This window comes from Rhodococcus sp. P4_F5 (assembly GCF_056401315.1).
The window spans coordinates 32,553-57,648 of sequence record NZ_JBFUJP010000022.1; the positions used below are offsets into that span (position 1 = coordinate 32,553).

21 protein-coding genes and 1 tRNA gene are annotated in these 25,096 nt (G+C 70.9%); 8 read left to right on the forward strand and 14 right to left on the reverse strand.

Annotation, left to right across the window (positions count from 1 at the left end):
* Positions 1-53: 53 nt before the first annotated feature.
* Positions 54-470, reverse strand: a complete 417-nt coding sequence (gene acpS, locus AC1DU4_RS11475; protein WP_072844869.1) for a holo-ACP synthase AcpS — start codon at positions 468-470, stop codon at positions 54-56.
* Positions 470-9,769, reverse strand: coding sequence for a fatty acid synthase subunit beta domain-containing protein (locus AC1DU4_RS11480; protein ID WP_477839891.1), 9,300 nt, complete (start codon positions 9,767-9,769; stop codon positions 470-472). The genes acpS and AC1DU4_RS11480 overlap by 1 nt, the downstream gene beginning before the upstream one ends.
* A 500-nt stretch (positions 9,770-10,269) precedes the next feature.
* Between AC1DU4_RS11480 and AC1DU4_RS11485 the strand changes: the two genes are divergently transcribed.
* From AC1DU4_RS11485 to AC1DU4_RS11495, 3 genes are all read left to right on the forward strand, one after another.
* Positions 10,270-10,354, forward strand: a tRNA-Leu gene (locus AC1DU4_RS11485).
* 182 nt (positions 10,355-10,536) lie between these two features.
* Positions 10,537-11,148, forward strand: coding sequence for an AAA family ATPase (locus AC1DU4_RS11490; protein ID WP_477839893.1), 612 nt, complete (start codon positions 10,537-10,539; stop codon positions 11,146-11,148).
* A gap of 161 nt (positions 11,149-11,309) precedes the next feature.
* Positions 11,310-11,858, forward strand: a complete 549-nt coding sequence (locus AC1DU4_RS11495) for a GNAT family N-acetyltransferase (RefSeq protein ID WP_477839895.1) — start codon at positions 11,310-11,312, stop codon at positions 11,856-11,858.
* 78 nt (positions 11,859-11,936) lie between these two features.
* Here the strand turns inward: AC1DU4_RS11495 and AC1DU4_RS11500 are convergent, their stop codons facing one another.
* A complete protein-coding gene (locus tag AC1DU4_RS11500; RefSeq protein ID WP_477839897.1) occupies positions 11,937-12,320 on the reverse strand; it encodes a MerR family transcriptional regulator in 384 nt (127 codons plus the stop codon).
* 48 nt (positions 12,321-12,368) lie between these two features.
* On the opposite strand from AC1DU4_RS11500, the gene AC1DU4_RS11505 reads away from it, so the two are divergent.
* Both AC1DU4_RS11505 and AC1DU4_RS11510 read left to right on the forward strand, forming a co-directional pair.
* Entirely contained in the window at positions 12,369-13,568 is a 1,200-nt protein-coding gene (locus tag AC1DU4_RS11505; RefSeq protein WP_477839899.1) for an MFS transporter, read from the forward strand.
* A 165-nt stretch (positions 13,569-13,733) separates the two neighbouring features.
* Positions 13,734-14,375, forward strand: coding sequence for a dihydrofolate reductase family protein (locus AC1DU4_RS11510; RefSeq protein WP_477839901.1), 642 nt, complete (start codon positions 13,734-13,736; stop codon positions 14,373-14,375).
* A 96-nt stretch (positions 14,376-14,471) separates the two neighbouring features.
* Here the strand turns inward: AC1DU4_RS11510 and AC1DU4_RS11515 are convergent, their stop codons facing one another.
* Complete coding sequence (locus AC1DU4_RS11515) at positions 14,472-15,311, reverse strand: pentapeptide repeat-containing protein (protein WP_477839903.1); 840 nt, start codon at positions 15,309-15,311, stop codon at positions 14,472-14,474.
* Positions 15,312-15,651: 340 nt separating this feature from the next.
* Here AC1DU4_RS11515 and AC1DU4_RS11520 point away from each other — a divergent pair, with 340 nt between their 5' ends.
* The 3 genes from AC1DU4_RS11520 (at position 15,652) to AC1DU4_RS11530 (ending at position 17,865) form a co-directional block, all read left to right on the forward strand.
* Positions 15,652-16,917 carry an MFS transporter gene (locus AC1DU4_RS11520; protein WP_477839905.1) on the forward strand — a complete coding sequence of 422 codons (1,266 nt, stop codon included), beginning with the start codon at positions 15,652-15,654 and terminating at the stop codon, positions 16,915-16,917.
* A 187-nt stretch (positions 16,918-17,104) separates the two neighbouring features.
* The gene (locus tag AC1DU4_RS11525) at positions 17,105-17,509 is read left to right on the forward strand and encodes a transcriptional regulator (RefSeq protein WP_477839907.1); all 405 of its coding nucleotides are present in this window, start codon (positions 17,105-17,107) and stop codon (positions 17,507-17,509) included.
* Positions 17,506-17,865 (forward strand): DUF3817 domain-containing protein, encoded by a 360-nt coding sequence (locus AC1DU4_RS11530; RefSeq protein ID WP_072844864.1) that lies wholly within the window; start codon positions 17,506-17,508, stop codon positions 17,863-17,865. The genes AC1DU4_RS11525 and AC1DU4_RS11530 overlap by 4 nt, the downstream gene beginning before the upstream one ends.
* A gap of 367 nt (positions 17,866-18,232) precedes the next feature.
* Here AC1DU4_RS11530 and rdgB read toward each other — a convergent pair whose 3' ends face one another.
* From rdgB to clpS, 10 genes are all read right to left on the reverse strand, one after another.
* Complete coding sequence (rdgB, locus tag AC1DU4_RS11535; RefSeq protein WP_477839909.1) at positions 18,233-18,850, reverse strand: RdgB/HAM1 family non-canonical purine NTP pyrophosphatase; 618 nt, start codon at positions 18,848-18,850, stop codon at positions 18,233-18,235.
* Positions 18,843-19,631 carry a ribonuclease PH gene (gene rph, locus AC1DU4_RS11540; protein WP_477839911.1) on the reverse strand — a complete coding sequence of 263 codons (789 nt, stop codon included), beginning with the start codon at positions 19,629-19,631 and terminating at the stop codon, positions 18,843-18,845. Before rph ends, rdgB begins: the two co-directional genes overlap by 8 nt.
* A 27-nt stretch (positions 19,632-19,658) precedes the next feature.
* Positions 19,659-20,417, reverse strand: a complete 759-nt coding sequence (locus AC1DU4_RS11545; RefSeq protein WP_072845005.1) for a cyclic nucleotide-degrading phosphodiesterase — start codon at positions 20,415-20,417, stop codon at positions 19,659-19,661.
* A gap of 130 nt (positions 20,418-20,547) precedes the next feature.
* Positions 20,548-21,210 carry a rhomboid family intramembrane serine protease gene (locus tag AC1DU4_RS11550; protein WP_083577324.1) on the reverse strand — a complete coding sequence of 221 codons (663 nt, stop codon included), beginning with the start codon at positions 21,208-21,210 and terminating at the stop codon, positions 20,548-20,550.
* 21 nt (positions 21,211-21,231) lie between these two features.
* Positions 21,232-22,194 carry a PLP-dependent cysteine synthase family protein gene (locus AC1DU4_RS11555; protein WP_477839914.1) on the reverse strand — a complete coding sequence of 321 codons (963 nt, stop codon included), beginning with the start codon at positions 22,192-22,194 and terminating at the stop codon, positions 21,232-21,234.
* Between the two features lie 5 nt (positions 22,195-22,199).
* Positions 22,200-22,469 (reverse strand): MoaD/ThiS family protein, encoded by a 270-nt coding sequence (locus AC1DU4_RS11560; RefSeq protein WP_477839916.1) that lies wholly within the window; start codon positions 22,467-22,469, stop codon positions 22,200-22,202.
* The gene (locus AC1DU4_RS11565; RefSeq protein ID WP_477839918.1) at positions 22,466-22,909 is read right to left on the reverse strand and encodes a M67 family metallopeptidase; all 444 of its coding nucleotides are present in this window, start codon (positions 22,907-22,909) and stop codon (positions 22,466-22,468) included. Before AC1DU4_RS11565 ends, AC1DU4_RS11560 begins: the two co-directional genes overlap by 4 nt.
* Before the next feature lie 24 nt (positions 22,910-22,933).
* A complete protein-coding gene (locus AC1DU4_RS11570) occupies positions 22,934-24,004 on the reverse strand; it encodes a P1 family peptidase (protein WP_477839920.1) in 1,071 nt (356 codons plus the stop codon).
* The gene (gene aosR, locus AC1DU4_RS11575; RefSeq protein WP_072844857.1) at positions 24,001-24,576 is read right to left on the reverse strand and encodes an oxidative stress transcriptional regulator AosR; all 576 of its coding nucleotides are present in this window, start codon (positions 24,574-24,576) and stop codon (positions 24,001-24,003) included. The genes AC1DU4_RS11570 and aosR overlap by 4 nt, the downstream gene beginning before the upstream one ends.
* Before the next feature lie 61 nt (positions 24,577-24,637).
* Positions 24,638-24,973 (reverse strand): ATP-dependent Clp protease adapter ClpS, encoded by a 336-nt coding sequence (gene clpS, locus AC1DU4_RS11580; protein WP_072844856.1) that lies wholly within the window; start codon positions 24,971-24,973, stop codon positions 24,638-24,640.
* Positions 24,974-25,096: the final 123 nt, after the last annotated feature.

A 25,096-nucleotide genomic window follows, 5' to 3' on the forward strand; every position in this document is an offset into this window, starting at 1 on the left:
GGCCGGCGGATTTCTCCGCCGGCCGGCCTCGTGTGAAGTCCGGGTGCTGTCGGTCAGCGCGGGATCGGCACCACGATGTCCGGTTCCTCGATCACGACCATCGCCCCGGCCATGTCGCCGTCGTGCGTCAGCGACAGGTGGATGATGGCGCCCGGCAGGAACTCCGCGGCCTCGTCGTGCAGCTTGATGCTCGGCCGGCCCCAGGCGTCGTTGACCACCTCGATCTGTGCGTACGCGTTGTCACCGACGGCGGGCGGCCGGGCGAACCGGGAGGACGCCCAGGCCTTGATGACCGCCTCCTTGGCCGCCCAGCGCACCGCGTAGTGACGCGCCGGCTCGGTGCTCTTCGACTCGCAGTACCGCCGTTCCCCCGGCCGGAAGCTCGAGAGCATCGCGGTGCCGGGGCGTCCCAGCTGCTCCGCGAACTCGGAGACGGTGACCAGGTCGAACCCGATTCCCAGGATGGCCATTACTGGCACCCCGGCAGACCGGAACGGTAGACGTCGTCGTCGCCGAGGCGCGCCTCGCACGTGAGCAGCATGTCGGCCTCGAGCTGACGGGCCGCCTGGGCGGGCACCGAGTCGCCGCCGAAGCGACGGTCCGCGGGCCGCTCGTAGAGGTCCGCGCCACCGCACATCGCCGACGCGAGTCGGCGCTGACCGGCGAGGGTCCGCTCCTGCGCCTGTGCCAGGTAGTCGGCCCGCTCGGCGGCGGGGATCGACTCCACGAACGCCTGCGGGTGGACCACCGCGATCAGTCCGGACACGTGACCGAAGCCGAGGCTGGTGAGCAGGCCCGCCTTGAGCGGGAAGCTGCCGCCGAAGCGCATCGCCTCACGCGGCCACACCAGGTGCTCGAACTCGGCCATCTTCGGGTCCACGCAGTCGAGGCTGCGGTTCGGCGGGACGATGCCCTGGCCGAGGACCTGGCACAGCCCGATCAGCTGGAAGGCCGCGGCGCCGCCCTTGGCGTGACCGGTCAGCGACTTCTGCGAGACCACGAACAGCGGGGAGCCCTCGCTGCGGCCCAGGGCCGCCGCCAGACGCTCGTGCAGTTCGGCCTCGTTCGGGTCGTTGGCCGCCGTCGAGGTGTCGTGCTTGGAGACCACCGAGATGTCGTCCGCGGTGACGCCGAGCGCGTTGAGCGAGAGCGCCAGCTGCGAGTCCTGGCCGCCGCGACCGGCACCCAGGGCGCCGATTCCGGGGGCCGGGATGGAGGTGTGCACGCCGTCCGCGAACGAACCGGCCCACGCCACCACACCGAGCACCGGCAGGCCCATCTCCAGCGCCAGGTCGCCCCGCGCCAGGAGGATGGTGCCGCCACCGGCGGACTCGACGAAGCCGCCTCGACGACGGTCGTTGGCCCGCGAGAAGCGGCGCTCGTCGATGCCCTTGGCCGTCATGTCGGCCGACTTGGCGGTGGCCGACATGTCGCCGAACCCGACGATGCCCTCGATGCCGAGGTCGTCGAAGCCGCCGGCGACCACCAGCTGCGCCTTGCCGAGGCGGATCTTGTCGACGCCCTCCTCGACGGACACCGCCGCCGTGGCGCACGCCGCGACCGGGTGCACCATCGCGCCGTAGCCGCCGACGTAGGACTGGACCACGTGCGCCGCAATGACGTTCGGCAGGGCCTCCTGCAGGATGTCGTTCGCGCGGGACTCGCCGAGCAGGGTGTCGATGTAGAGCGAGCGCATGGACGTCATGCCGCCCATGCCGGTGCCCTGGGTGTTGGCCACCGTCGACGGGTGCACCCAGCGCAGCAGCTCCGACGGGGTGAAGCCGCCGGTCAGGAACGCGTCCACCGTGGTGACCAGGTTCCACAGGCCGACCCGGTCCACGGATCCGGCCATGTCCGCGGGGATGCCCCACTTGGTGACGTCGAACCCGGTCGGGATCTGCCCGCCCACCGTGCGGGTGAGCTTCGCCTTGCGCGGCACCCGGATCTCGGTGCCGGCCCGGCGGGTGACCTGCCAGTCGCCGCTGTCCGGCACGGCAGCCGCGACGGTGTGCTCGGGGTCGGACTCGACGAAGGCCTTGGCCTCCGCCTCGCTGCCGACCACGAAGGTCAGGTCGTTGTCCAGGAACACCGACGTCAGCAGCGGCGCGGTGTTGTCCACCATGGCGCCCTCGTCGACGTAGGTGCGGATGCCGCACCGCTCGACGACCGCGTCGTGGTAGCGCTCGGCGATCTCCGCCTCGGGCACCAGTTCACCGGACTCGGTGTCGTACCAGCCGGCGACCGGGTCGTTCTCCCACGTGAGAAGTCCCGTGTTCCAGGCCAGTTCGAGCACACCTGCCGCCGAGAGCTCCTCGTCGACCTCCATCTCGAAGCGGGTCCGGGAGGAGCCGTAGGGGCCGAGCTCGCCGGCGCCGACGATGACCACCAGGTCGGACGGGTTGACGTCCAGCTCGGGCCAGACCATCTCGGGCAGCGCGGCGGCGAGGCGAGGCGGCGAGGGCAGCGCCGCGATCGTGCCGTCCTCGTCCGCTGCGGATTCGCTTGCCGCGGCGGCCTTCTCGGCGTCCGCCGCGTCGCGGGCCAGGGCGACCAGGTCCAGGTCGACGTCGGCGAGTCCGCCGGTCAGGTCGAGCTGCACCGGTGCGGTGACGGCCGCGCGGACCGTCTCCGGGGTGCAGCCGGCCAGCAGCTGCTCGGCCATCTCCTCGGTCGACCAGGTGCGCACACCCTTGGCCTCGACGGCCTCGACCATCGGGTCGTTGCCGCCCATCAGCCCGGTGCCGCGCACCCAGCCGATCAGGGCGTGCACCAGCGTGACCCGCTCAGCCCAGTTGCGCTCGGCGTTCCAGCGCATGACCACCGCGTCCAGCGCGGCCTTGGACTCGCCGTAGGCGCCGTCGCCGCCGAACAGGCCCCGGTTCGGGGAGCCGGGCAGCACCACGTGCAGGTGCGTGTCGACGTCACGGTCGTAACCGATCTTCGACAGCCCGCCGATCAGCCGCTCGACCGACCACAGCAGCACCCGCATCTCCATCTCGGCGCGGGCGCCGGCGTCGGAGAGCTCGCCGCCCACGCGGGGCGCGGCGAACGGGAACAGCATCGTCGGGGTGACGGCCTCCTTGACCAGCTTCTTGGCGCCGCCAGCGGTCTCGGTCTGCTCGCTGCCGATCCACTCGATCAGCGCGTCCACGTCGGAGTAGGACGCCATGTTCGCGGGCACCACCCACAGGGCGGCACCGGCACGAGCGTTGGCGCGGTACAGCTTCCGGTAGAAGCCGAGCCGCTCCGAGTCCAGGCGCGAGGTGGTCACGAAGACCGTGGCCCCGCCGCGCAGCAGCTTGCCGGCCACCGAGGCGGCGATGGAGCCCTTGCTGGCGCCGGTGACGACGGCGACCTGGTCGGCCCACTCGGCTGCCTGGTCGTCGGACGCGACGGCGTCRGCGGCGATCCGGGCGTAGGTCGTCGCCAGCTCGGCGCGACCCTCCGCCTGTGCCCGCTGCTGCCACCAGGCGGCGTGGGCGGCCACGGTCTTGCCGGCGCCGGTGAAGTTCACCGTCTCCAGCGCGGACGCGTCGGACTCGAGCCACAGGCGGGCCAGGTCCTCGCGGGCGGTGGCCCAGCGGTCGTCGACGAGCACCGCGCGGCGCGCGTCGAAGGCCGGGGCGACCAGTCGGGGCCAGTCCGAGCCGAGCTCGGCGGAGACCAGGTCGACCAGCTCGGTGTCGGCGTCGGGAGCGGCCGAGACCGCCTCGTCGGCCAGGCCGAGCTGCTCGAGCACCAGCCGGGCCGCGGAGGCGAGCACGCCGTTGCGTCCGGTGATGTGCTCGGTGAACTCGCCGAGTGCGGCTGCGTCGACGGTGCCGCCCGCGCCGCCACCGGCGGCGGGCATCGACACTGCGACGCCGCGACGGGAGGCCACGGACTGGACCGCGGCGTCGATCACGGCATCCACCGCGGCGCCGTCGGACAGCGCGCCCTCGTGCAGGCCGCCGAGCGACCCGCCCCGGACGCTGGAGCCGTCCCGGGTGCCGAGCGCCACCTCGGCGGTGACGTGCGACGCCCAGCCGGCGCCGAGCTCCCAGACCTTGGTGACGCGCTCCGCGATGGCCGCCGGGCGCTTGCCCGAGGGGCCGAACACCTTGCGCAGGTGGTCGTTCAGGGAGTCGGTGAGCACCGGGCCGAACGGCTTGTAGGTACGGGCCAGCTTGTTGACGGTGACCGCCAGCGCGCCCATGTCCGCGTCCGCGGCGCCGTCGATGGCGCCGAGCGAGAGCTCCGCACCGAGGTCGACGAGCAGCTGGTTGCGGCGCGAGGACACGCCGTCGCACAGCGCCTCGATGGTGTCGGCGGGGCCGACCTGGTCCGGGCGCAGCTTGGTCCACAGCCCGATCAGCACGGCCGTCGCGTCGGACGCGGCGAATGCGATGTCGTCGGGGCGCGGTCCGCCGGACGGGGCGGCCGGGGCCGCGGCGGGTGCCGGTGCGGCCGCGGCGGCGGGCGCCTCCGAAACCGCTTCTGCCACAGGCTCGTCGTCGTCGACGGGCGCCGGGTCGGTGTCGGTGGAGAACACCACGCCGGCCTCGCGCTCGATGTTGAGCACCTCGACGGGGTTGCCGAAGCGGCCGGGCAGCTTGAGCGTCTGCGAGGCCAGGTTCGCCACGGTCGGGACCGCGCCGAGACCGATCTCGACGAAGCGCTCGACCCCGAGGCCGCCGTCGGACTCGTCGCCGAAGAGCAGGTCCTGCGTCTCGATCCACCGGACCGGGCTGGCGAACTGCCAGGCCAGCAGCTCGGCCAGCACCACGCGGCACAGGTCCGAGGGGCGTGCGGCCCACGCGTCGAAGTCCGCGAGGACCTCCGCCAGCGGCTCCGAGGGCACCAGGTCGGCGATCTCCTGGACGAAGTCGCGGCCCAGGTTGAACGGCTTGGGCACCAGGTTCGGGATGTACCGGCCGATCAGGATCGCGGGGTCGATCTCCTGCGGCAGCAGGTGCAGCAGCCGCTCGCGGAAGTCGTCGACACCGCCGCGCAGCACGGTGGAGTGGAACGGGACGTCGATGCCCGGGATCTGGATGTACGCCCGCTTGCCGCCGGTCTCGGCGCGCTTGCGGTCGATCTCCTGCTCTAGCGCGTCGAGTCCCGCGACGGTGCCGGCGATGGCGTACTGCGAGCCGCGCAGGTTCAGGTTCACGATCTCGAGGAACTCACCGGTCTCCGCGGCGACGGACGCCACGAACTCGGCGAGGTCCTCGTCGGCGACGCCGATCTGCGAGGGCCGGATCGCGGCCAGGCGGTAGTTGGAGCGGCCCGCCGCGTCGCGGGGCACCAGTGCGTGCATCGCGGAGCCGCGCTGGAAGACCACCTCGAGGACGGCCTCGAGCGGCAGCACCCCGGCGACGGCGGCGAGCGCGTTGTACTCGCCGACCGAGTGGCCGGCCAGCAGTGAGTCCTCCACGAAGGCGCCGGCCTCACGCAGCTCCGCCACCTGGGCGACGCCGAGCACGGCCATGGCGACCTGGGTGAACTGGGTCAGGTGCAGCACGCCGTCGGGGTGCTTGTGGGTGACCCCACGCGCCTTGAGGACGGTCGGGTTGTCGCGGACGACGGCGAGGATCGAGAAGCCGAGGGCCGCGCGGGTGTGCTTGTCGGCGCGGTCCCAGATCTCGCGGGCGGCCTTGGAGCGGGCGCGGGCGTCGAGGCCCATGCCGGGACGCTGGATGCCCTGGCCGGGGAAGGCGTAGACGGTCTTCGGCGCGTCGGTGCGGCCGGAGGCGACCATCACCAGTTCGCCGTCGACGCGGCAGCCGACCTCGATGACCTCGGCGCCGCCGTCGAAGGCGGTGCGGTCCACGCGGACGTCGATCTCGGCGCCGGGCCGGACCATGCCGAGGAAGCGTGCGGTCCAGGCGGTCAGCCGGCGCGCGGGGACGGTGGCCGTCGGGTCCACGGCGGTGACGACCTGCTGGGCCGCGGCCGAGAGCCACATGCCGTGCACGATCGGGCTGCCGAGGCCCGCGAGCAGCGCCGCGGCGTCGGAGGTGTGGATCGGGTTGTGGTCGCCGGAGACCCGGGCGAACGCACCCATGTGACGCGGCGCGACGACCGTCGCCTGACGACGGCGGCGGCGCGGGGTGTCGGTCGCGGCGTCGGTCAGCGAACCGCCGGCGCGGACCGGGTCGGCCAGCTCGCCCTTGCCGGTACGGCCGCGGATCGCGAACCGCTCCACCATGGTGGCGAACGTCGGGGCGGTGGCGCCCTCCTCGCCGCGCATGGCACCGACCTCGACGCGGACCTCCACGACGCGGCCCATGTCGGTGTCGACGACGGAGATGCCCTCGGCCTTGACGGTGAGCACGGCGGCGTCGGCCGGGACGGCGTCGACCAGGTTGACCGCGTGGTCGAGGTGCACCAGGTCGAGCATGCCCTCGATGGCGTGGATGCCGTCGGCGGTGGTCGCGGCGCCGAGCACGGCGAACACGGCCGGCCAGCAGGCGCCGACGATGACGTCGGGCACCGCGCTGGCGCCGGTGGTCAGCGACTCCGGCAGGCCGGACGCGGTGACGCCGGCGTGGTCCGCGACGAGGTCGGGGATCCAGGCGACGTTCAGCCGGGCGGTGGCGTTCTTGACGGCGGGCAGGTCCTGGCCGGCGGCCACGCCGAGCAGCGCGGACATGGCGGCCTCGGCGTCGGCCTCGGTGACCACGGGGGCGCCGCCGTCACGGGTCGAGGCGGGCACGGTCAGGCGGATGGTGACCGCGCGGCCGGCGACCAGCGGCACGCTGAGCTCGGCGGTCTCGGCGTCGACGGCACGCAGCACGGCACCGGTGGTGGCGTGGGTGGCGGACTCCTCCTCGACGGTCCACGCGGCGAGGTCGCCGAGGCGGTGCACCGGGTTGCGGGTCAGGCGCGAGGCCCACAGCACGTCCGGCGAGGCCAGCACGACGGCGAGCAGGCCGCGGGCCTGGGTGCCGTGGCGGCGGGCGGTCACCTCGGTGGGCGTGACGCCCGCGCCGAGCAGCTCGTCGGTGGTGGCGCGCTCGAAGCGGTCGAGCAGCTCGCCGACCGGCTCGTCGACGCGGGTGATGCCCGCGACGGCGACGGTGCCGGGGATGACGCACACCTGGTCGGCGGAGTAGCGCGGGTCGTGGGCCTGCCACAGCGAGTCGGAGCGCCACCAGCGGCGGACGTCCTTGTCGATGACCGGCACGAAGTTCACCGGCTTGCCGGCGATCTTGCACAGCGAGGTGAAGAACGGGACGTCCGCCGGGTGCAGCACGGTGTCCGCGGCGTCCGGGTAGGCGGCCGTGAGCGCGCACAGCGCGGCCTCGGGCCGCTCGAGCGTCGCCTCGTCGGCGAAGAGGGTCTGGATCGGCCCGCGGTCGTTGCGGTGCAGCCGGGCCTCGGCGCGCTGCAGCATCTGGGCGAAGCGGTCGCGCCAGGTGACGTCGAGCCACACGGACTCGGTGGCGTCGGCGTAGGCCTCGGACCAGTCGGTGCCGCAGTCGAAGACCTTGGCGGAGTCGATGCCGACGGCCAGCTCCAGGTAGCGGCGCAGCCAGCGCTCGTAGCTCATGGTCGCGACGTCGCCGAAGTACGGCTTCGCGGTGCCGTCGAGGGCGGCGACGATCTCGTCGCGGCGCTCGGCGACCGCGTCCGCGTCACCGGCGACCTCGTCGAGCAGGCGGCCGGTACGCGAGGCCGCGTTGTCGATCTCGTGGATGTCGGCGCCGAGCTGGCTGCGGCCGGAGGCCATCCCGCCCGCCGCGGTGCCCGCACCGACCCAGTCGGGGGTGCCGGGGGTGTCGACGAGCATCTGCTTGACCTCGGGCGAGGTGGTGGCCTCGAGGGCCGCCATCGCCGCGGTGCCGACCAGGATGCCGTCGACCGGCATCGCCGGGTAGCCGGCCGCCTCGGACCAGCGGCCGGTGAGGTACTCGGCCGCCCGCTCCGGGGTGCCGATGCCGCCGCCGACGCAGATCACCAGGTTCGGCCGGGCGCGCAGCTCGGCGTAGGTGGTGAGCAGGAGGTCGTCGAGGTCCTCCCAGGAGTGGTGGCCACCGGCCTTGCCGCCCTCGATGTGGACGATGACCGGGTAGTCGGGGACCTCGTTGGCGATGCGGATCACCGAACGGATCTGCGCGACGGTGCCGGGCTTGAACGCGACGTGGCTGATGCCGGCCTCGCCGAGCTCCTCGATCAGCGCGACGGCCTCGTCGAGCTCGGGGATGCCGGCGGTGACGATGACGCCGTCGATCGGGGCGCCGGCGGCGCGGGCCCGCTGCACGAGACGCTTGCCGCCGAGCTGGAGCTTCCACAGGTAGGGGTCCAGGAACAGCGAGTTGAACTGCACGGCGCGGCCCGGCTCGAGCAGGGTCTGCAGCTCGGCGACGCGGTCGGTGAAGATCTGCTCGGTCACCTGGCCGCCGCCGGCCAGCTCGGCCCAGTGGCCGGCATTGGCCGCCGCGGCGACGATCTTGGCGTCGACCGTCGTCGGGGTCATGCCCGCGAGCAGGATGGGCGAGCGGCCGGTCAGCCGGGTGAAGGCGGTGGAGGTGGCGACCTTGCCGTCGGGCAGCGTCACCAGGGTGGGGGCGAACTCGGTCCACGCCTTCTGCACCTCGGGCGCCGCGCCGGGGGTCAGCAGGTTGCGCTGGCCGCCGCGGGTGGAGGCCGCGACGATGCCGACGCCGCGGCCGCGCAGTGCGTTGACGGTCATCCGGGTGAGCAGGTCGCCCGGGCCCAGGTCCAGGATCCAGGACGCGCCGGCGTCGACGGCGTTGTCCACCTCGACGACCCAGTCGACCGGGTCGGTGAGGCAGGCGCGCGCGAGGCGGGTGGAGAGGTCGGCGTCGAGGCCGCAGCGCACGGCCCAGGCGCCGACGGTGTCGACGGCGTCGGCGAGCGCGGGGTGGTGGAAGCCGACTTCCACGGCCAGCGGCTCGAACACGGGCGAGAACACGGCGCCGCCACGCTTCTTGGCGTCACGCTCACGGGCTTCGTCGGCGGCGACCTGCTCGGCGCGCTGCTGGACGCGGGCGAGCTGCGCCGGCGGGCCGGAGAGCACCACGCGACGGCGACCGTTGCGGATGGCCATGACGGCCGCGCACTCGCTGTCGAGGCCGCGGCCGACCTCGTCGACGATGGCCTGCATCCGGGCGGGGTCGACGTCGGAGACGGCGAGCATGGGGGCGCGCTCGGCGCCGCCGAGGACGCCGCGACGACGGCCGACCAGGACCGCGGCCGCGCCGATCAGCTGCGCGATCGCGAGGAGGGAGGCGTCCGCGTTGCCACCGGTGGCGACGGACTCGGCGGCGAGCAGGCCCTGCGAGTGGCCGATGACGGCGACGGGCGGGGTGCGCTCGGGGTCGAGGCCCTGCAGGCGCAGCGACTTCAGGGCCGCGATCTGGGTGAGGAGCACGCCGGGCAGGGACACCGAGGCGGAGGTGAGTGCGGCGGCGGAGGGGCCGGCCGGGGCGGCGCCCTCGTCGACGACGTCCTGCTCGAGGATCCAGCCGATCGGGTCGAAGCCGGCGGGCCGGACCACGAGGAGATCCTGGGCGACGGGCGCGAGCAGCGCGGCCGCCTCGTTGACCAGTGCGGTCATGTCGGGCTCGAGGCCGTTGTCGCGAATCAGCTCTTCGAGGGGGCTCAGCCACGCGGCGCCCTGGCCGCCGAAGGCGAGGGCGTAGGGCTCACCGGACAGGAAGCGGTCACGCAGGGGGGACTTCGCCGGCCCGGCGTTCGGTGCGAACCGTGACCGTCCGGCGCCGTTCCCCTGGCCCGCTGGTGTGCTCTCGTCGATCGTCACGCTGGACAGTCCTCTCCTGGTCGGAACCCACCGAGATCTGAAGCCTCACGCGGCCTATCGGCGAGCACGCGGGAGTCCTTCGACGGGCCCCGTCAGGTTTGCACAGAATCATGAGGACTTCCTCACGTTTGCGACCTGGACAAGCGTTCTACCAGGTAGTAGGCGTGATGCAGGTCACAAAAGCCGCTCCGAAGTGACTCGCGAGTAGGAAAAGAACGCGCTGGCTGAGCCGAAAACGGGGCGCCGCCAAACCTGAGGAACTCCTCATATTGATCGTTATAATGTTGTTATATATGCCACGGCGTCCACCGGGCTCCGACGGGCCCTTCAAGACCCTTCCGGCGCGGCGCGAAGCGGGATGCGCGGCCCCCGTCGGCCGGGGCGGGGAGGCCCGGCCGCCCCGTCGAGACCGCCCGAAACCGGGCGGCCGCCACCGCGACTGCGCACTCGAGCACCGGGAGGATTCGGGACAACGCCGTGGCGTAGTCTGTCCCGGTCACGCGCGAGTGGCGGAATTGGCAGACGCGCCAGGTTTAGGTCCTGGTGTCCTAGGACGTGGGGGTTCAAGTCCCCCCTCGCGCACCACGAGCAGTTCTACGAACTGCGACGAACGAGATCGCGAACTCGCAATGAGCCGGTGGCCTCGTTCTTTTTCGTTGCACGGATCGGTCCGCTGGTCACGGCTGTTCAGTCGGTCTCCGAGTCAGGTGAGACTGTTACGAGTTCAGCGCCGACGCAAATCGGCCGTGCCCGCTAGGCTCGGCGCAATGCTCATATGGATCAACGGCGCATTCGGTGCGGGAAAGACGCAGACTGCGTTCGAGTTGAATCGACGTGTCTCTCGCTCTCACGTCGCCGATCCTGAACTCATCGGATTCGCGATCCACAAGATGCTTCCGGCCTCCGCGCGACGCGACTTTCAGGACCGACCCCAGTGGCGATCAGCTGTAGTCGCGACGCTCGCCGACGCGGTGGCTGCCCACGACGGTCCAGTGATCGTCCCGATGACGCTGGTCAACCCGGACTACTTCGACGAGATCATGGCAGGTCTGTCCACCGAAGGCGTTGACGTCAGGCACTTCTCCCTCGTCGCGTCACCCGGCACTCTCCGACGTCGACTGCAAACCCGCACCGGCTACTGGCTGGGTCGCGCTGTGGGAAGCGATGAAACCTGGGCTATGCAACAGATCAGCCGTTGCGTGACCGCGCTAGGCACGGAACGATTCACGGAACATGTCGATACCGACGATCGCACCGTCGACGACGTAGTGGAGCACATTGCGGCACGCACGGACCTACACCTGACACACGACCGCCTGGCCCCCGTCCGCTATCAGCTCCGGCGGGCCGCAGTCGGCATCCGTCATATCAGAACCTGAGTGGCGATCGGTATGCACACCACGAGCAGTCGACTGACTGCGCCGAACGAGGTCACGAAATCGGAAGAGTTCGTGACCTCGTTTCGTTTGGTGGGTCGATGAATAGTGTCCGATGGACGTAGCGGCGGGTCGCTCCGCAGCACGAACATACGAGGGGCGGAATGAACGTGGAGCGTCAGACGATTCTGAGTACCGAGCGAGTGAGGATCACCACCTGGCTCCCTTCAGACCTACAGGATCTGGCCACGCTGCACGCAGACCCGATCACAATGCGCTTCATCGGGCACGGGCGTCCTGAAACCATGGATGAGGCGCGGTCGAGGATCCTCGAGTATCGCAGCGAGCAGGGTCAAAGAGGTTGGACCAAATGGCGCGTAGAGGACAACGACGGAGGAATGATCGGTCGGGCCGGATTCAGCGAAAGCGATGCTGGCCGCGAGTTGGCTTACGCCTTGCGCCCCGACCATTGGAACCGCGGCCTCGCAACTGAGATTGCCGAGGCCTTGGTCCGCTGGCACCTCGAACACCCGCCGGTCGCCGCATCCTCGAGCAGCCTCTGCGCATACGTCGAGGTCGGCAACGAAGCGAGCGTTCGAGTCCTCGAGAAGGTCGGTTTCACCTTCGTGGACAGACACACCTACAAGGGCGTCACCTGCGACTTCTTTCAGTTCCCCAGCACGAGTGGGTGCACGCTGTCTGACTGTCGTTGACACGACGTTGTCGCGGCCGGTTTCGAGTTCGTGGCCTCGTCCGGTGGGCGTGTGGCTGACTGGCCGCGGCGTGATCGCTCAGGCACTGGCCTGCTCGGACCCACGCTGCGATTGTGCGAGTCGCAGCAACTCGTCGAGGGCATTGCGGCTGCGAGTCAGGCATGCGATACGGCTGTCGAGATCCTCGATCTCGCTGCCGAGTTGGTCCGCGAAGACCTGATCGCAGTTGCTTGTCCAGCGGCCTTGCAGACCATCGCGTTGGTCGAGAACGGCCGGAATCAAACGGGTAGGCACGCCGGAGGTGACGAGGTCGCGGATCATCTTTGCGCGTTCGACGTCGTTCTCGCTGTAGTCGCGGTAGCCGTTTGCGCTCCGCTTCGGCTGGAGCAGGCCCTCCTGTTCGTAGTAGCGCAGCATCCGGGAAGTGAGTCCCGTTTGGCCGGACAGGTCACCAATCCGCATATTTTCTTCCTTGACCTTGACGTTGATGTCAATGTTTAGCGTCGTTCCATGACCGACATCGACAGCTCGATCCCACTGAAAATTACTCCGACGCAGTCGTCGCTGCCCTGGACGAAACTCACCGCACTGACCTTCGCCGCGTTCGCGACGGTCACCGTCGAGATGCTGCCCTCGGGGCTTCTACCGCAGATCGGGCGCGGGCTGGGGGTCGAACCGGCCGTGGTCGGAATGCTGGTCACGGCCTGGGCGCTGACGATCGTGGTGACCAGCATGCCACTCGTACGGGCCACGATGAGTGTTCGCCGGGCACTGTTGATCCCGGCCGCACTCGCCGTGGTCACGGTTTCGGGACTGGTGACGGCGTTCGCCCCAGTCTTCGAGGTGGCCCTGCTCGGACGAGTGATCGCCGCGGCCGGGCACGGCGTGTTCTGGGCGGTCGTCGTTGTGTACGTCACCGACATCGTCGCGCCCGAACGAATCGGACGCGCGTTGGCAATCGTGTTGTCAGGTCCCATGATCGCCGGGTTCGTGGGACTTCCGCTCGGGGCCGCACTCGCTGATGTCGTGGGGTGGCGCGGGATATTCGGCGGTGCGTCGGTGGCACTTGCCCTCACTGCGGGTGCACTCGTACCGATTCTCGCCGACCCAGACAAGGCAACGGAGACCACCGGACCCGGCTCGGGATCGGTATCGCGGTGGGATCGCAGCGCGATCCTGTCCATCGGTACCGCGTTCGCGGGGGCGCTCGTGCTCGTCGGGCACTTCGTCTTGTTCACCTACGTCTCGCTGCTGATCACCGATGTCGCAGAGTTCGAGTCCGGTGCTGTTGCGCTGTTGCTGGCGGTGTTCGGTGCGGCCGGGGCAGCCGGCGTCGCAGTGTCGGGATGGCTGTCGGATCGCTGGCCCCGGGGAACCCTGCCCGCGTCGGCCCTCGCTGCACTTGCCGCGTTCGCCATGTTGACGATTGCGCCCGCGCTCCCGGCGGTGTTTGTGACCGCGGTGGTGCTGTGGGGAGCTGCCATCGGCCTACTTCCGGCCGCGATGCAGGTCCGGGTCCTGCGGCTCGCGTCTCCGCAGTTCCGCCCTGCCGCAGGCAGTGTGGTCGTCACCGTTCTCAGTCTCGGCGTTGCCGGCGGCTCCGCCCTCGGGGGTCTGGTGGTCGGCTCCGGGGTCGGCGAGCTGGCACCGGTCGCCTGGCTCATGGCTGCGCTCGGCGCGATCGGGCTGCTGCTGTCCAGTCGCTCGTAGGAGACCGTCGACGGCCGATCACACCGACAAGGGTCGACTGGATCGGGCTGCCCCTGGTCCTGGCATGGCGGCCGGATTGCATTCGTCGGCGTGTCGCGCGATGAGTTTCTCGAACGCGGGGAGTCTCAATCTCTGCATCCATCGTCAAGAGGGCAGGAGACCCGAGTGACACAGCTACTGCGAGTACAGAACTTCAACGTCTCGAGTGACGGAATCGGTGCCGGTGAGCACCAAAGCCTCGAGAGTCCGTTCGGCCTCGACCCCGGGAAGATGTTCGCCTGGGCCGGCGCTACCGCCAGCTGGCCCATGCGCACCGACCCCGGCGGAAGTCGCGGGCTCGACGACTACTTCACCCGTGACTACGCACGCAACATCGGTGCCGAGATCATGGGCCGCAACAAGTTCAGTCCCCACCGCGGGCCCTGGAACGACCTCGAATGGCGTGGCTGGTGGGGGGACGAGCCCCCGTTCCGCACCCCGGTGTTCGTCATGACCCACCACGAACGCCCCTCCTTCACCCTCTCCGACACCACGTTCCACTTCGTCGACGGCGACCCTGCCGACGTCCTCGAGCAGGCACGTGAGGCGGCTCAGGGCAAGGACGTTCGGCTCGGCGGTGGCGTCACCACCATCCGGGAGTTCCTCGACGCCGACCTCGTCGACACCATGCACGTGGTGGTCTCACCCGTGAAATTCGGATCCGGACTGCGACTCTGGGAGTCACCCGACGAGCTACTCGACCGATTCCACCTCGAGGTCGTACCCAGCCCGAGCGGCGTTGCCCACCACCTGTTCTGGCGAAAGTGATTCCGAGGAGTCAGAGGGCGTGCGGGCATCGGGAGACTTCGGTCGGGAGCACCTTGCGAGCGTGCTCGAGCGGAGGTTGCGACTTAAAACGGTGTTCTAGCGATTGGGCCGACTGGACGGAGGGGTGAAGCCTGACCAGGCCGTGTTCTGGTCGTAGTAGATGTCGGTCAGGTCCACGCCGGTCAGTTTCGCGCCGGTCAGATTCGTGCCGGTCAGGTTCGCTCCGTACAGGTCGGCGTCGGTCAGGTCCGCGCCGGACAGGTCGGCGTCGGTCAGGTCGGCGCCGGCCAGGTTCGCGCCGGACATCGCCGCGCCATAGAGGTCGGCGTCGGTCAGGTCCGTGCCGGTCAGGTCCGTACCGGTCAAGTTCGCGCCGTACAGGTTCGCGTCGTTCAGGTGTGCGCCAGACACGCAGGTGTTTGCGAGGTCGATCGGGTTGGGTCCGTCTCTGGTCGCGTCGCGTCGGCCGATCACCGTTACGGCAGCCTGACTGTCTACCGCGAGCATCCGACCGGGATTGGTGCGCTGCGAGCATTCGGACGTGGCTGGGGCATGGGTGCGGACGAAGGCGCCGAGGACCTCGAACACGGTGGGGTGATCTGTCGGGGAGTCTCGGGCAAGGCGCTCCAAGGAGTAGATGCCGCCCAGACGAACGTCCATGTTGTCCGAGCCGATTTGTTCTGTCGCCTTGGAGAACCTGTCGGTGACCTGCCCCTGCTCGGACAGTCCGTATTGATTCTCGGTAGCACTCAAGGAGTGGCCCGTGAACCAAAGTGCCGCAACGGCGGCGGCCGCCGTGGCCAGAGAGGCGACCTTCGGCCAGCCGTCCCAGGCGAAAAGCTCGAGCAGGAAGCGCCGGACCTGCCAGATCCACCTCTGCCACCGCCGTTGCGGTGACGGCCTGTTCAACCGAATGCCACTGTGCGGGCGGCTCACGGCACCAGCAGCCGAGGCGCGGCGAGATTGCCGCGGGGACGGGGAGCCGGAACTCATGTCTTCATCATTCAGGCCCCATTCGGTCCACGTGACGCCTTTGCCTGGTTACGTGTTCCGTCGCGCCCACTGCTTCAACTCCGAAGGGACGCGCTCAGCGCCGCTGACCGTTTCCCCGCGCGTGAGCAGACCGCAGGCCGGTCGGACTTCGTCCGGTGCTCCCCGGTGGCGACGGCCGCAAGATAACGTTTCTATAACTGTACCTATCAATGACTCGGTGAACCCCCATACTTCCGAGGCAGTGTCGCGCGCCACACTGCCCGAGAAGAAGCAGGAGACTCCGATGACAGTCGTGGACACCGAGGGGCTCGAACCGACGAATGCCGGTCAGTCGACGTCGACTCCCCCGCCCCGGGCGTTCGCCGCGCGCCTGGCGATGGCGAACCTGGGCCTGTCCATGGCACTGATCACGCCGGTGGTCGTCACCATGCAGCTGCGCATCGAACACCTCGACCCGGACCACAAGGAACGGACCCTCGGCCTCGTCCTCGGCATCGGCGCGCTCCTGGCGCTCATCGGGAACCCGCTCGCCGGCCGGCTCTCGGATCGGACCTCGTCGCGATTCGGCCGCCGCCGGCCGTGGCTGATCGGCGGAGCCCTGGTGGGCACCGCCGGCCTGACGGTCGTCGCGACGGTGCCGTCGATCGCGGGCGTGATCGTCGGATGGTGCCTGGCCCAGCTGGCGTTCAACGCCGTCATGGCCGCACTGACGGCCACGATCCCCGATCACGTGCCGCCGGAACAACGCGGACTCGCCTCGGGTGCAATGGGCTTCAGCCAGATCATGGCGATCGTCGTCGGCGTCCTGCTCGCCACCGCGCTGCCCGGGCCCGCGAAGTTCCTGGTGCCGGCCGCGATCGGCGTGGTCCTGATCACCGCCTTCGCCGTGACCCTGCCCGATCCGCAGGTGCCAGCCCCGCGCGAGCCGTTCTCCTTCCGGATGTTCGCGGGCAGTTTCTGGGTCAATCCGCGGCGCCACCCGGACTTCGGCTACGCCTGGCTCACCCGGTTCCTCGTCATGCTGGGCGTCGCGATGCCGATGTCGTTCCTGCTGTTCTTCCTCCAGGACCGGATCGGCATGTCCAGCGAAGAGGCCGCCGCCGGTGTCGCGACACTGGTCGGCACGAGCTATGCACTCACCGCGCTGATGTCCGGGCTGGGCGGTTGGATCTCCGACAAGGTCGCGCGCCGCAAGGCATTCGTGATCGGGTCGGCACTGACCATGTCCGCCGGCCTGGCCCTGCTGGCCACGGCAAGCACCTTCACCATGGTGATCGTCGCCGAACTCGTCATCGGCCTCGGCACGGGACTGTTCTTCGCGGTGGACATGGCGTTGGTCACCCAGGTGCTGCCGGACCCGCGGACGGCGGCGAAGGACCTCGGCGTCATCAACATCGCGAACGCGTTGCCGCAGTCGCTGGCGCCGGCCATCGCGCCGCTGTTCCTCGCGATCGGACCCGAGAAGAACTATCCGCTGCTGTTCACCTTCGCCGCGCTGTCTGCGCTGGTCGGAGCCGTCCTGGTCACGCGGATCAAGGGAGTCAACTGACGGTCCCGGCCGGGCGGCCCGGGTGCCGGGCCGCCGCCGGGCCGTCGGCCCCGGTCACCGCCCGCGGCGCGGCCCCACCGCCCGCGTGCGGCGCGGTCCGAGACGGCGCCGTCGGCGTGGTCCACCGGCCCGCCACCGGCGCCGGGCGTCGTTTCGGCCGCCCTGTCGGCTCGGGTACCGTCGAGGCATGGCAAGTTCACCATCCCGTCGCCGACCAGCACTGATCCTGTTCGTCGTCATCGCGGCAGGCGCCTGCCTGGCGTTGGGATGGTGGCAGTGGACGCGGTTCGAGGCCGCGGGCGGCACCGGCCAGAACCTCGGCTACGCCTTCCAGTGGCCCCTGTTCGCGGCCTTCGTGGTCTACGCGTACCGCAGGTTCGTGCAGCTCGAGGACGCCGATCCGGATGCTCCGGTCGCCGGGGCGGACGAGGGTCCCCGCGAGATCCCCGCCGACCTGCTGCCCCAGCGGGCCTCCGTCGGCGCAGCGGCGACAATCGGCACCGACGTCGACGACCCCGAGGTCGAGGCCATAGCGGCGTACAACAACTACCTCGCGCAGATCCGCGCCGAGGGCGATAGGAGCACCACGTGAGCACGGCCCCCGAAGACACCGTCGAGACCGCGCCGGTCCGCGACAACAAGAAGATCGCCGCGGCACTGCTGCGCTACCGGGTCCTCGCCTACGCCACCGGCATCTGGCTGCTGGTGCTCACCGCCGAGATGGTCGCCAAGTACATCTTCAAGGTCGACAACCTGCCGAGCTGGATCGCCATCGTGCACGGCTGGGTCTACTTCGTGTACCTGATCCTGACGATGGACCTCGCGGTGAAGGTGCGCTGGCCCGCGGGCCGGACCGTCGGCACCCTGCTCGCCGGCACCGTCCCGTTCCTGTCCTTCTTCGTCGAGCACTGGCGCACCCAGCAGGTCAAGCGCGACTTCGGCGTCTAGTCGCCCGCTCCGCCGAGTGTGCATCTGCCGGGACGTCGCCCGAGAAGCGACGACGGGAAGTGCACACTCGGCGGACGCGGCTAGGACCCGCCGCCGCCCTTGACCACCGGCTGACCGGTCAGCGTCGCAACCAGGTAGACCAGCCAGTCGCAGGGCGTCTGCGGAATCATCCTCGGGGTCATCGGCACCCTTTCCTTTCGGTCGGTCGGGCTCGTCTGCCCGCACCGGCGCCGCCGAGTGTGCACCTGCCGGGGCGTCGCGCGGGGGCAAACGACGAAAAGTGCACACTCACGCCATTGACCGAATGCGACATTCGTTCACGTCGAGTGAACGAATGTCGCATTCGGTCGACAGGGAGGTCGACCGGTCAGCGGCCGGACAGTGCTGCGAGGTCGGGCACCAGCTGCGCCAGCGCGCGACCGCGGTGCGAGGCCGCGTCCTTCTCCTCCGGCGACAACTGCGCCGCGCTGCGCTGCTCCCCCGCCGGCACGAACACCGGGTCGTAGCCGAAGCCGCCGTCGCCTCGCGGCTCCCGGGCGATCGCGCCGGGCCACGTCCCGCGCACGACGCGCTCCGCCCCGCCCGGCGTCACCAGCGCGCACGCCGAGACGAAGGCCGCGCACCGCCGCGCGTCCGGCACGTCCAGCAGCTGCGCCAGCACCAGCGCGGTGTTCGCGCCGTCGTCCCCGTGCACGCCCGACCACCTCGCGGACAGCACCCCGGGCATGCCGTTCAGTGCGTCCACCTCGAGGCCGGAATCATCTGCGACACAGGGCAGTCCGGTCGCCGCGACCGCGTCACGCGCTTTCGCCAGGGCATTCTCCTCGAAGGTGGCGCCTGTCTCCGGCGCCTCCGGGAAGTCCGGCACCTCGTCCAGGCCGACCAGCTCGATGCCGCTCACCCCGGCGGTCTCGAGCACCCGCCGCAGCTCGCGCAGCTTCTTGGCGTTACGGCTCGCGACCAGCAGCCGGACCGCCTCAGGCACCGAACTTCTTCTTCGCCGCCTCGGGGTTCTTCGGCTCGGGCAGCTCGCCCGGGTACGGCATCTCCAGTGCCTGCCGCTGCAGCTCGAACAGGTGCTCGCAGCCCGCCAGCGCGGAGTCCAGCATCTTGTCCAGGGTGGTGCGCGGGAAGGTCGCGCCCTCGCCGGTGCCCTGCACCTCGACCAGGGTTCCCGTGTCGGTGGCGACGATGTTCATGTCGACCTCGGCGCGCGAGTCCTCCTCGTACGGCAGGTCCAGCCGGACCCGGCCGTCCACGACGCCGACACTGACGGCGGCGATGCCGCAGGAGATCGGCTGCGGGTCGGTCAGCAGGTCCGCCGCCCGCAGGTAGGTGACGGCGTCGACGAGCGCGACGTACGCGCCGGTGATCGCCGCGGTGMGGGTGCCGCCGTCGGCCTGGAGCACGTCGCAGTCGATGGCGATGGTGTTCTCGCCGATCGCGGCGAGGTCGATGCAGGCGCGCAGCGAGCGGCCGACCAGCCGGCTGATCTCCTGGGTGCGTCCGCCGACCTTGCCCTTGACCGACTCGCGGCCGCTGCGGGTGTGGGTGGCCRCCGGGAGCATCGCGTACTCCGCGGTGAGCCAGCCGAGGCCGGAGCCCTTGCGCCAGCGGGGCACGCCCTCCTCCACGCTGGCCGTGCACATCACCCGGGTGTTGCCGAACTCGACCAGCACCGACCCTGCGGGGTGACTGGTGAAGCCTCGGGTGATCCTTACCTCGCGGAGTTCGTCGTCCGCCCTGCCGTCCAGTCGTCTGCTCACCTGGGTCAGCCTAATCGGTGGGCCCGGTCAGATCGCGAAGACATCCCCGGGCAGGACGGCGTGCACGGGTCCGGAGAACTCCGCCTTCGCCTCGGCGATGACGTCCTCGCGGGAGGTCCACGGCGGAATGTGGGTGAGCAGCAGCTCGCCGACGCCGGCCCGCGCCGCGACCTGACCGGCCTCGGTCCCGGACAGGTGGATGCCCTCGGGACGGTCGGGGCTGTGCGTCCACGACGCCTCGCACAGGAACACGTCCACCCCGCGGGCCAGTTCGACCACCTCGTCGCACATGCCGGTGTCCCCGGAGTACGCCAGGCTGCGGCCGTCCGGATCGGTGAACCGGAGCCCGTACGCCTCCGGCGGGTGGAACACCCGGCGGGCCTCGACGGTCAGCGCGCCGAACTCCACCGAGCGCCGGTCCTCGAGGAGCCTCAGGTCGATGGTGTCGGAGATGTCGTCGGTTTCGCCGGCGAGTTCCGCGGACGCCGCGCCGATCCGGGAGTCGGTGCCGCTGGGGCCGTACAACAGGGCGCGCCCGGCCGGCTTCACCGGGTGGTAGCGGCGCCAGACGAGCAGCCCGGGCAGGTCGAGGCAGTGGTCGGCATGCAGGTGGGTCAGGAAGATCGACACCTCGCCGGGGTCGGCGTACCGCTGCAGCGCGCCCAGTACGCCGGGCCCGAAGTCGATGACCACCGGCGGTGTGTCGGGTGCGGTCAGCAGGTAGCCCGACGCGGGCGAATCGGGGCCGGCGACGCTGCCCGAACAACCCAGGACGGTGATGCGCATGAGTGCCATGCTGCCACGAGCCGTCGGTCCCTTGAATACTTCCCGGGCGTTTCGAGACGAATCCTTGGTGACCGTGTCGATGCGCCTGCCGTCACACCCGGCGGCCGCGGGCCCACATCCGGTCCCCCGGCTACGGATTCAGCGCCGGGGCCCGCCGCGCCTTTCGGACGTCGGACGCCAGCACCCACGCCGCCAGGACGCCGCCCAGCGCGCCGAACAGGTGCCCCTGCCACGACATCCCGTTGACCCCCGGGAACACGCCCCACAGCAGCCCGCCGTAGACCACCAGCACCACCAGTCCCAGGGCCAGCTGGCCCAGGTGCCGGGTGAACAGACCGCGGGCGATCAGGTATGCCAGCCAGCCGAACACCAGCACCGACGCACCGAGGTGGATGCTGTTCGCGCCGCCGAAGAGCCACTGCCCCAGGCCCCCGACCACCCAGATGATGCCGGTGGCCGCGAGGCCGCGGCCGATCCCCGAGAGCAGCACCAGGAATCCGAGCACCAGCAGCGGGATGGTGTTGGCGACCAGGTGTCCCCAGCCGGCGTGCAGCACGGGCGCGAACACGATGCCCCACAGCCCGTCCAGGGTGCGCGGCTCGACGCCGACGCTGTCCAGGCGGCCGCGCATCAGCATGTCGACGAACTCGAGCAGGTAGAGGCCGACGACGAATCCACCGATGACCATCGCCGCCTGTTGCCACAGCGCGCGCTGGGTGGCGGGCACGGCGGGCTGACCGGGCACCGGCAGTCCCGCCGGGGTGCTCCGGAACTGGTCCATGGGATTGGTCATCTTCCGCCTCAACCGCTTTCGTCACGCCCACAGCTGACCGTCGAGGGCTTGCTCTGCATCTTCGAGCGTACCGTCGTACGCGCCGGTCGACAGGTACTTCCAGCCCGCGTCGGCGACGACGAACGCGACGTCCGCGGCCCGGCCCGCCCGCGCCGCCCGGCCCGCGACGACGAGCGCGGCATGCAGCACCGCGCCCGAGGAGATACCGGCGAAGATGCCCTCCCGCTCCACCAGTTCGCGGGTCCGGCGCACCGCGTCGGCCGGTCCGACGGAGAAGCGGGCGGTCAGCACCGTCTCGTCGTACAGCTCCGGGACGAAACCCTCGTCGAGGTTGCGCAGGCCGTAGACCACCTCGTCGTAGCGCGGCTCGACGGCGACGATCTCGACACCGGGGACGCGCTCACGCAGGTAGCGCCCGACGCCCATCAGGGTGCCGGTGGTGCCCAGGCCGGCCACGAAGTGGGTGATCTCGGGGAGGTCGCGCAGCAGCTCCGGCCCGGTGCCCGCGTAGTGCGCATCCGCGTTCGCGGGGTTGCCGTACTGGTAGAGCATCACCCAGTCGGGGTGCTCGGCGGCCAGCCGCTTGGCCGTCGCGACGGCCTCGTTGGAGCCGCCGCGGGCGGGCGTGTCGACGATCTCGGCGCCGTACAGCGCGAGCAGCTGGCGGCGCTCGAGGGACGTGTTCTCCGGCATGACGCACACCAGCCGGTAGCCCTTGAGCTTCGCCGCCATCGCCAGCGAGATGCCGGTGTTGCCGCTGGTGGGTTCCATGATGGTGGCGCCGGGGGCGAGCCGGCCGTCCCGCTCGGCCCGGTCGATCATCGCCAGGGCCGGCCGGTCCTTCACCGATCCGGTGGGGTTGCGGTCCTCGAGCTTCGCCCACAGCCGCACCGGGTCCGGGCCCGACCAGCGGGGCGAGAGCCGGGGCAGGCCGACGAGCGGGGTCTCGCCCAGCGTCGCCAGCAGGCTCTCGTACCGGGCCACCGCGCTCAGCCCCCGGCGACCGCGGGCAGGATCGTGACCTCGTCGTCGGCGGCGATCGCGGTGCCGAGTCCCCCGGTGAACCGCACGTCCTCCTCGCCCACGTACACGTTCACGAACCGGTGCAGCGCGCCCCCGGCGACCAGCCGGTCGCGGATGCCGGCGTACCGGCTGTCGAGGTCGTCGATCAACGCCGACAGCGTGGAACCCGTTGCCTCGACCCGTTTCTCGCCCCCGGTGTGGACGCGGAGAACGGTCGGGACGGAGACGACGGTCATGGTTTGCTCCCATTCGATGCCGCGGCCCCGGACCCGGGCAGCACCTCGACCGGCTCCTCGGCGACCTGCCCGCCGACGATCCGGAAGCTGCGCAGCTCGTCCCGCTGCGGGTCGCGGGTGGAGATCAGCACGTAGTGGGCGTCGGGTTCGGCGGCGAGGGCGACGTCGGTGCGGCTGGGGTAGGCCTCGGTGGCGGTGTGCGAGTGGTAGAGCACCACCGGCGCCTCGCCGGCCGCGTCCATCGCCCGCCACAGTCGCAACTGCTCACCGGAGTCGAAGCGGTAGAAGGTAGGCGACCGCTCCGCGTTGGTCATCGGGACGTGCCGCTGCGGGGCGTCGGAACCCTCGGGGCCGACCACGACGCCGCAGGCCTCGTCCGGGTGGTCGGCGCGGGCGTGCGCCACCATCGCATCCACCAGGTCGGATCTGATCTGCAGCACGCTCGCCTCCCGAGTGCCCCCAGCCTAGGTCCGGAAGGCGGAGGGGAACAGTTCCCGGTAGGTCGGGATCCCCGCCACCGGGGTGGCCGTCAGGATCGCGTCGACGATCGCCCGGGCCGTGACGTCGGCGGCGGCCTCGCACACCGCGGCCAGCACCGGCAGGTCCGCGGCGAAGGCGGCCGGGACGGGCAGGGCGGCGTCCGGCGGCGGCCCCGGGTGGGTCCCGGTGGCGAGGGCGAACAGGGTGTCGCCGTCGAGCGGCGAGTGCGCGGGGCGGATCGCCCGGGCCATCCCGTCGTGCCCGGCGACGGCGACGCGGCGGCACCCGGCCTTGCCGAGCGGGGCGTCGGTGGCGACCACGCCGATCGTGGTGTTGAGGACGGTGCCCTTCTGACCCAGCTCGACGGCCGCCGCCAGTTCGGCCGGATCCGGCATCCGCAGCCCCCACCGCTCCAGGTCCCCCGGGCCCGCGCCCCAGGGCAGTCCGGTCGCCGGATCGAACACGGCGCCAACGGGATTGGCGACGACCAGCGCCGCCACCGTGACGCCCTCCGCGGGTCCGGTCCCGAGCACCGCGGAGGCGGTGCCGACGCCGCCCTTGAGGATCCCGGCCCGGGCGCCGACGCCGGCCCCCACCGAGCCGCGCCCCACGCTCGTCGAGGCGGCGTCCGCGGCCAGGAACCCGTGGTCCGCGGTGGGACGCACGGCCCAGTCCCCCACCGGCAGGTCGAAGATCACCGCGCCCGGCACGATCGGAACCACGTGGCCGTCGGCGTCCATCGGGATGCCCCGGCCGCGTTCCTCGAGCCAGCGCATCACGCCGTCCGCCGCGGCCAGGCCGTACGCGCTGCCGCCGGTGAGCAGCACCGCGTCCACCTGCTGCACGCTGTGGCTGGGATCGAGGAGGTCGGTCTCGCGGGTGCCCGGGCCGCCGCCCCGCACGTCCACCGAGGCGGTCGCGCCGCCCGGCGCCAGCACGACGGTGCAGCCGGTGGCCCGGCCCGAGCCCATCGCCGCGTGCGGGTCCAGTTCGTGGTGGTGGCCCACCAACAGGCCGGCGACGTCGGCCAACGAGTCGCTCGGCCCCGGCCTCACGGGACCAGGACCTGCACCAACGAGTCCTGCATCCAGGTGAGCCAGTGGTAGACGTCGAGATGCGGGGCCCGCGGGTCGTCGGGGTCCAGTTCGTCGGGGGTGTCCGCGTCGATCTGCAGCGTCGAGCCCAGCGCCAGCCGGACGTCGTTGAGGCCCGCGAGCCAGGCGTCGGCCTGCTCCGGCGTCAGGACCACCTTGCCGCCCTCCGCCGGAACCGTCTGCAGGATCACCGAACCCGCCGCGAGCTTCGCGTCGATGATCTCCGGCTCGTGCAGACTGCGCAGTGCCCCATTGACATTGGCACCCGGCGTCGCCTCCTCGCCGCCCGCGGCGTCGGGCTTGAGGAAGTCCGGCAGCAGCCGGGCGAGCGTCGCATCGGTTGGCGCGGTGGAGTTCCCGGTCCGCAGCCCGGTCAGCTCGGCCAGGTCGTCCTGCGGCGCGGACGCGGCCCGGTCCTGCAGCAGCGAGAGCACCGAGCTCACCAGCGACCGCAGCACCGACGCCTCACGCGCATCCATCTCGGAGCGAATCTTCACGCCGCCCAGCGAATTCTTCCGACTCCATGTGCGCACGATGCCTACCCGCAGGTCCTTTCGAGTGGTGGTGAGGCGTCTCTCCGTGAGGAGATCCGCGTCAGCTGTCCCGCTGCATGGTCGCCCACAGCCCGGCGGCGTGCAGTCGCTGCACGTCGTGTTCCATCTTGTCCCGCGAACCGGAGGACACCACGGCCTTGCCCTCCTTGTGGACCTGCAGCATCAGGTCGGTGGCCTTCGCCTTGCTGTAGCCGAACAGCTTCTGGAAAATGAAGGTCACGTAGTGCATCAGGTTCACCGGGTCGTCCCACACCAGCGTCACCCAGGGACGATCCTGCGCCTCGTCCTCGTCAGTGACCTCCGCCTCCGCGGGTAGGACCTGCGGGGCTGCGGCGGGAATCCTCGCCATCGGAGTGATTGTGGAGCCTGGAGCCATGCAACCAGCCTACGACGTGATCCCGACAGAATGAACATCGTGGGACAAAACGGCCAGGACGCGGGCGCCGGGCCAYCGACGCCTCGTTATGGTGACCCGGTGACGACGCACTCAGGTTCGACC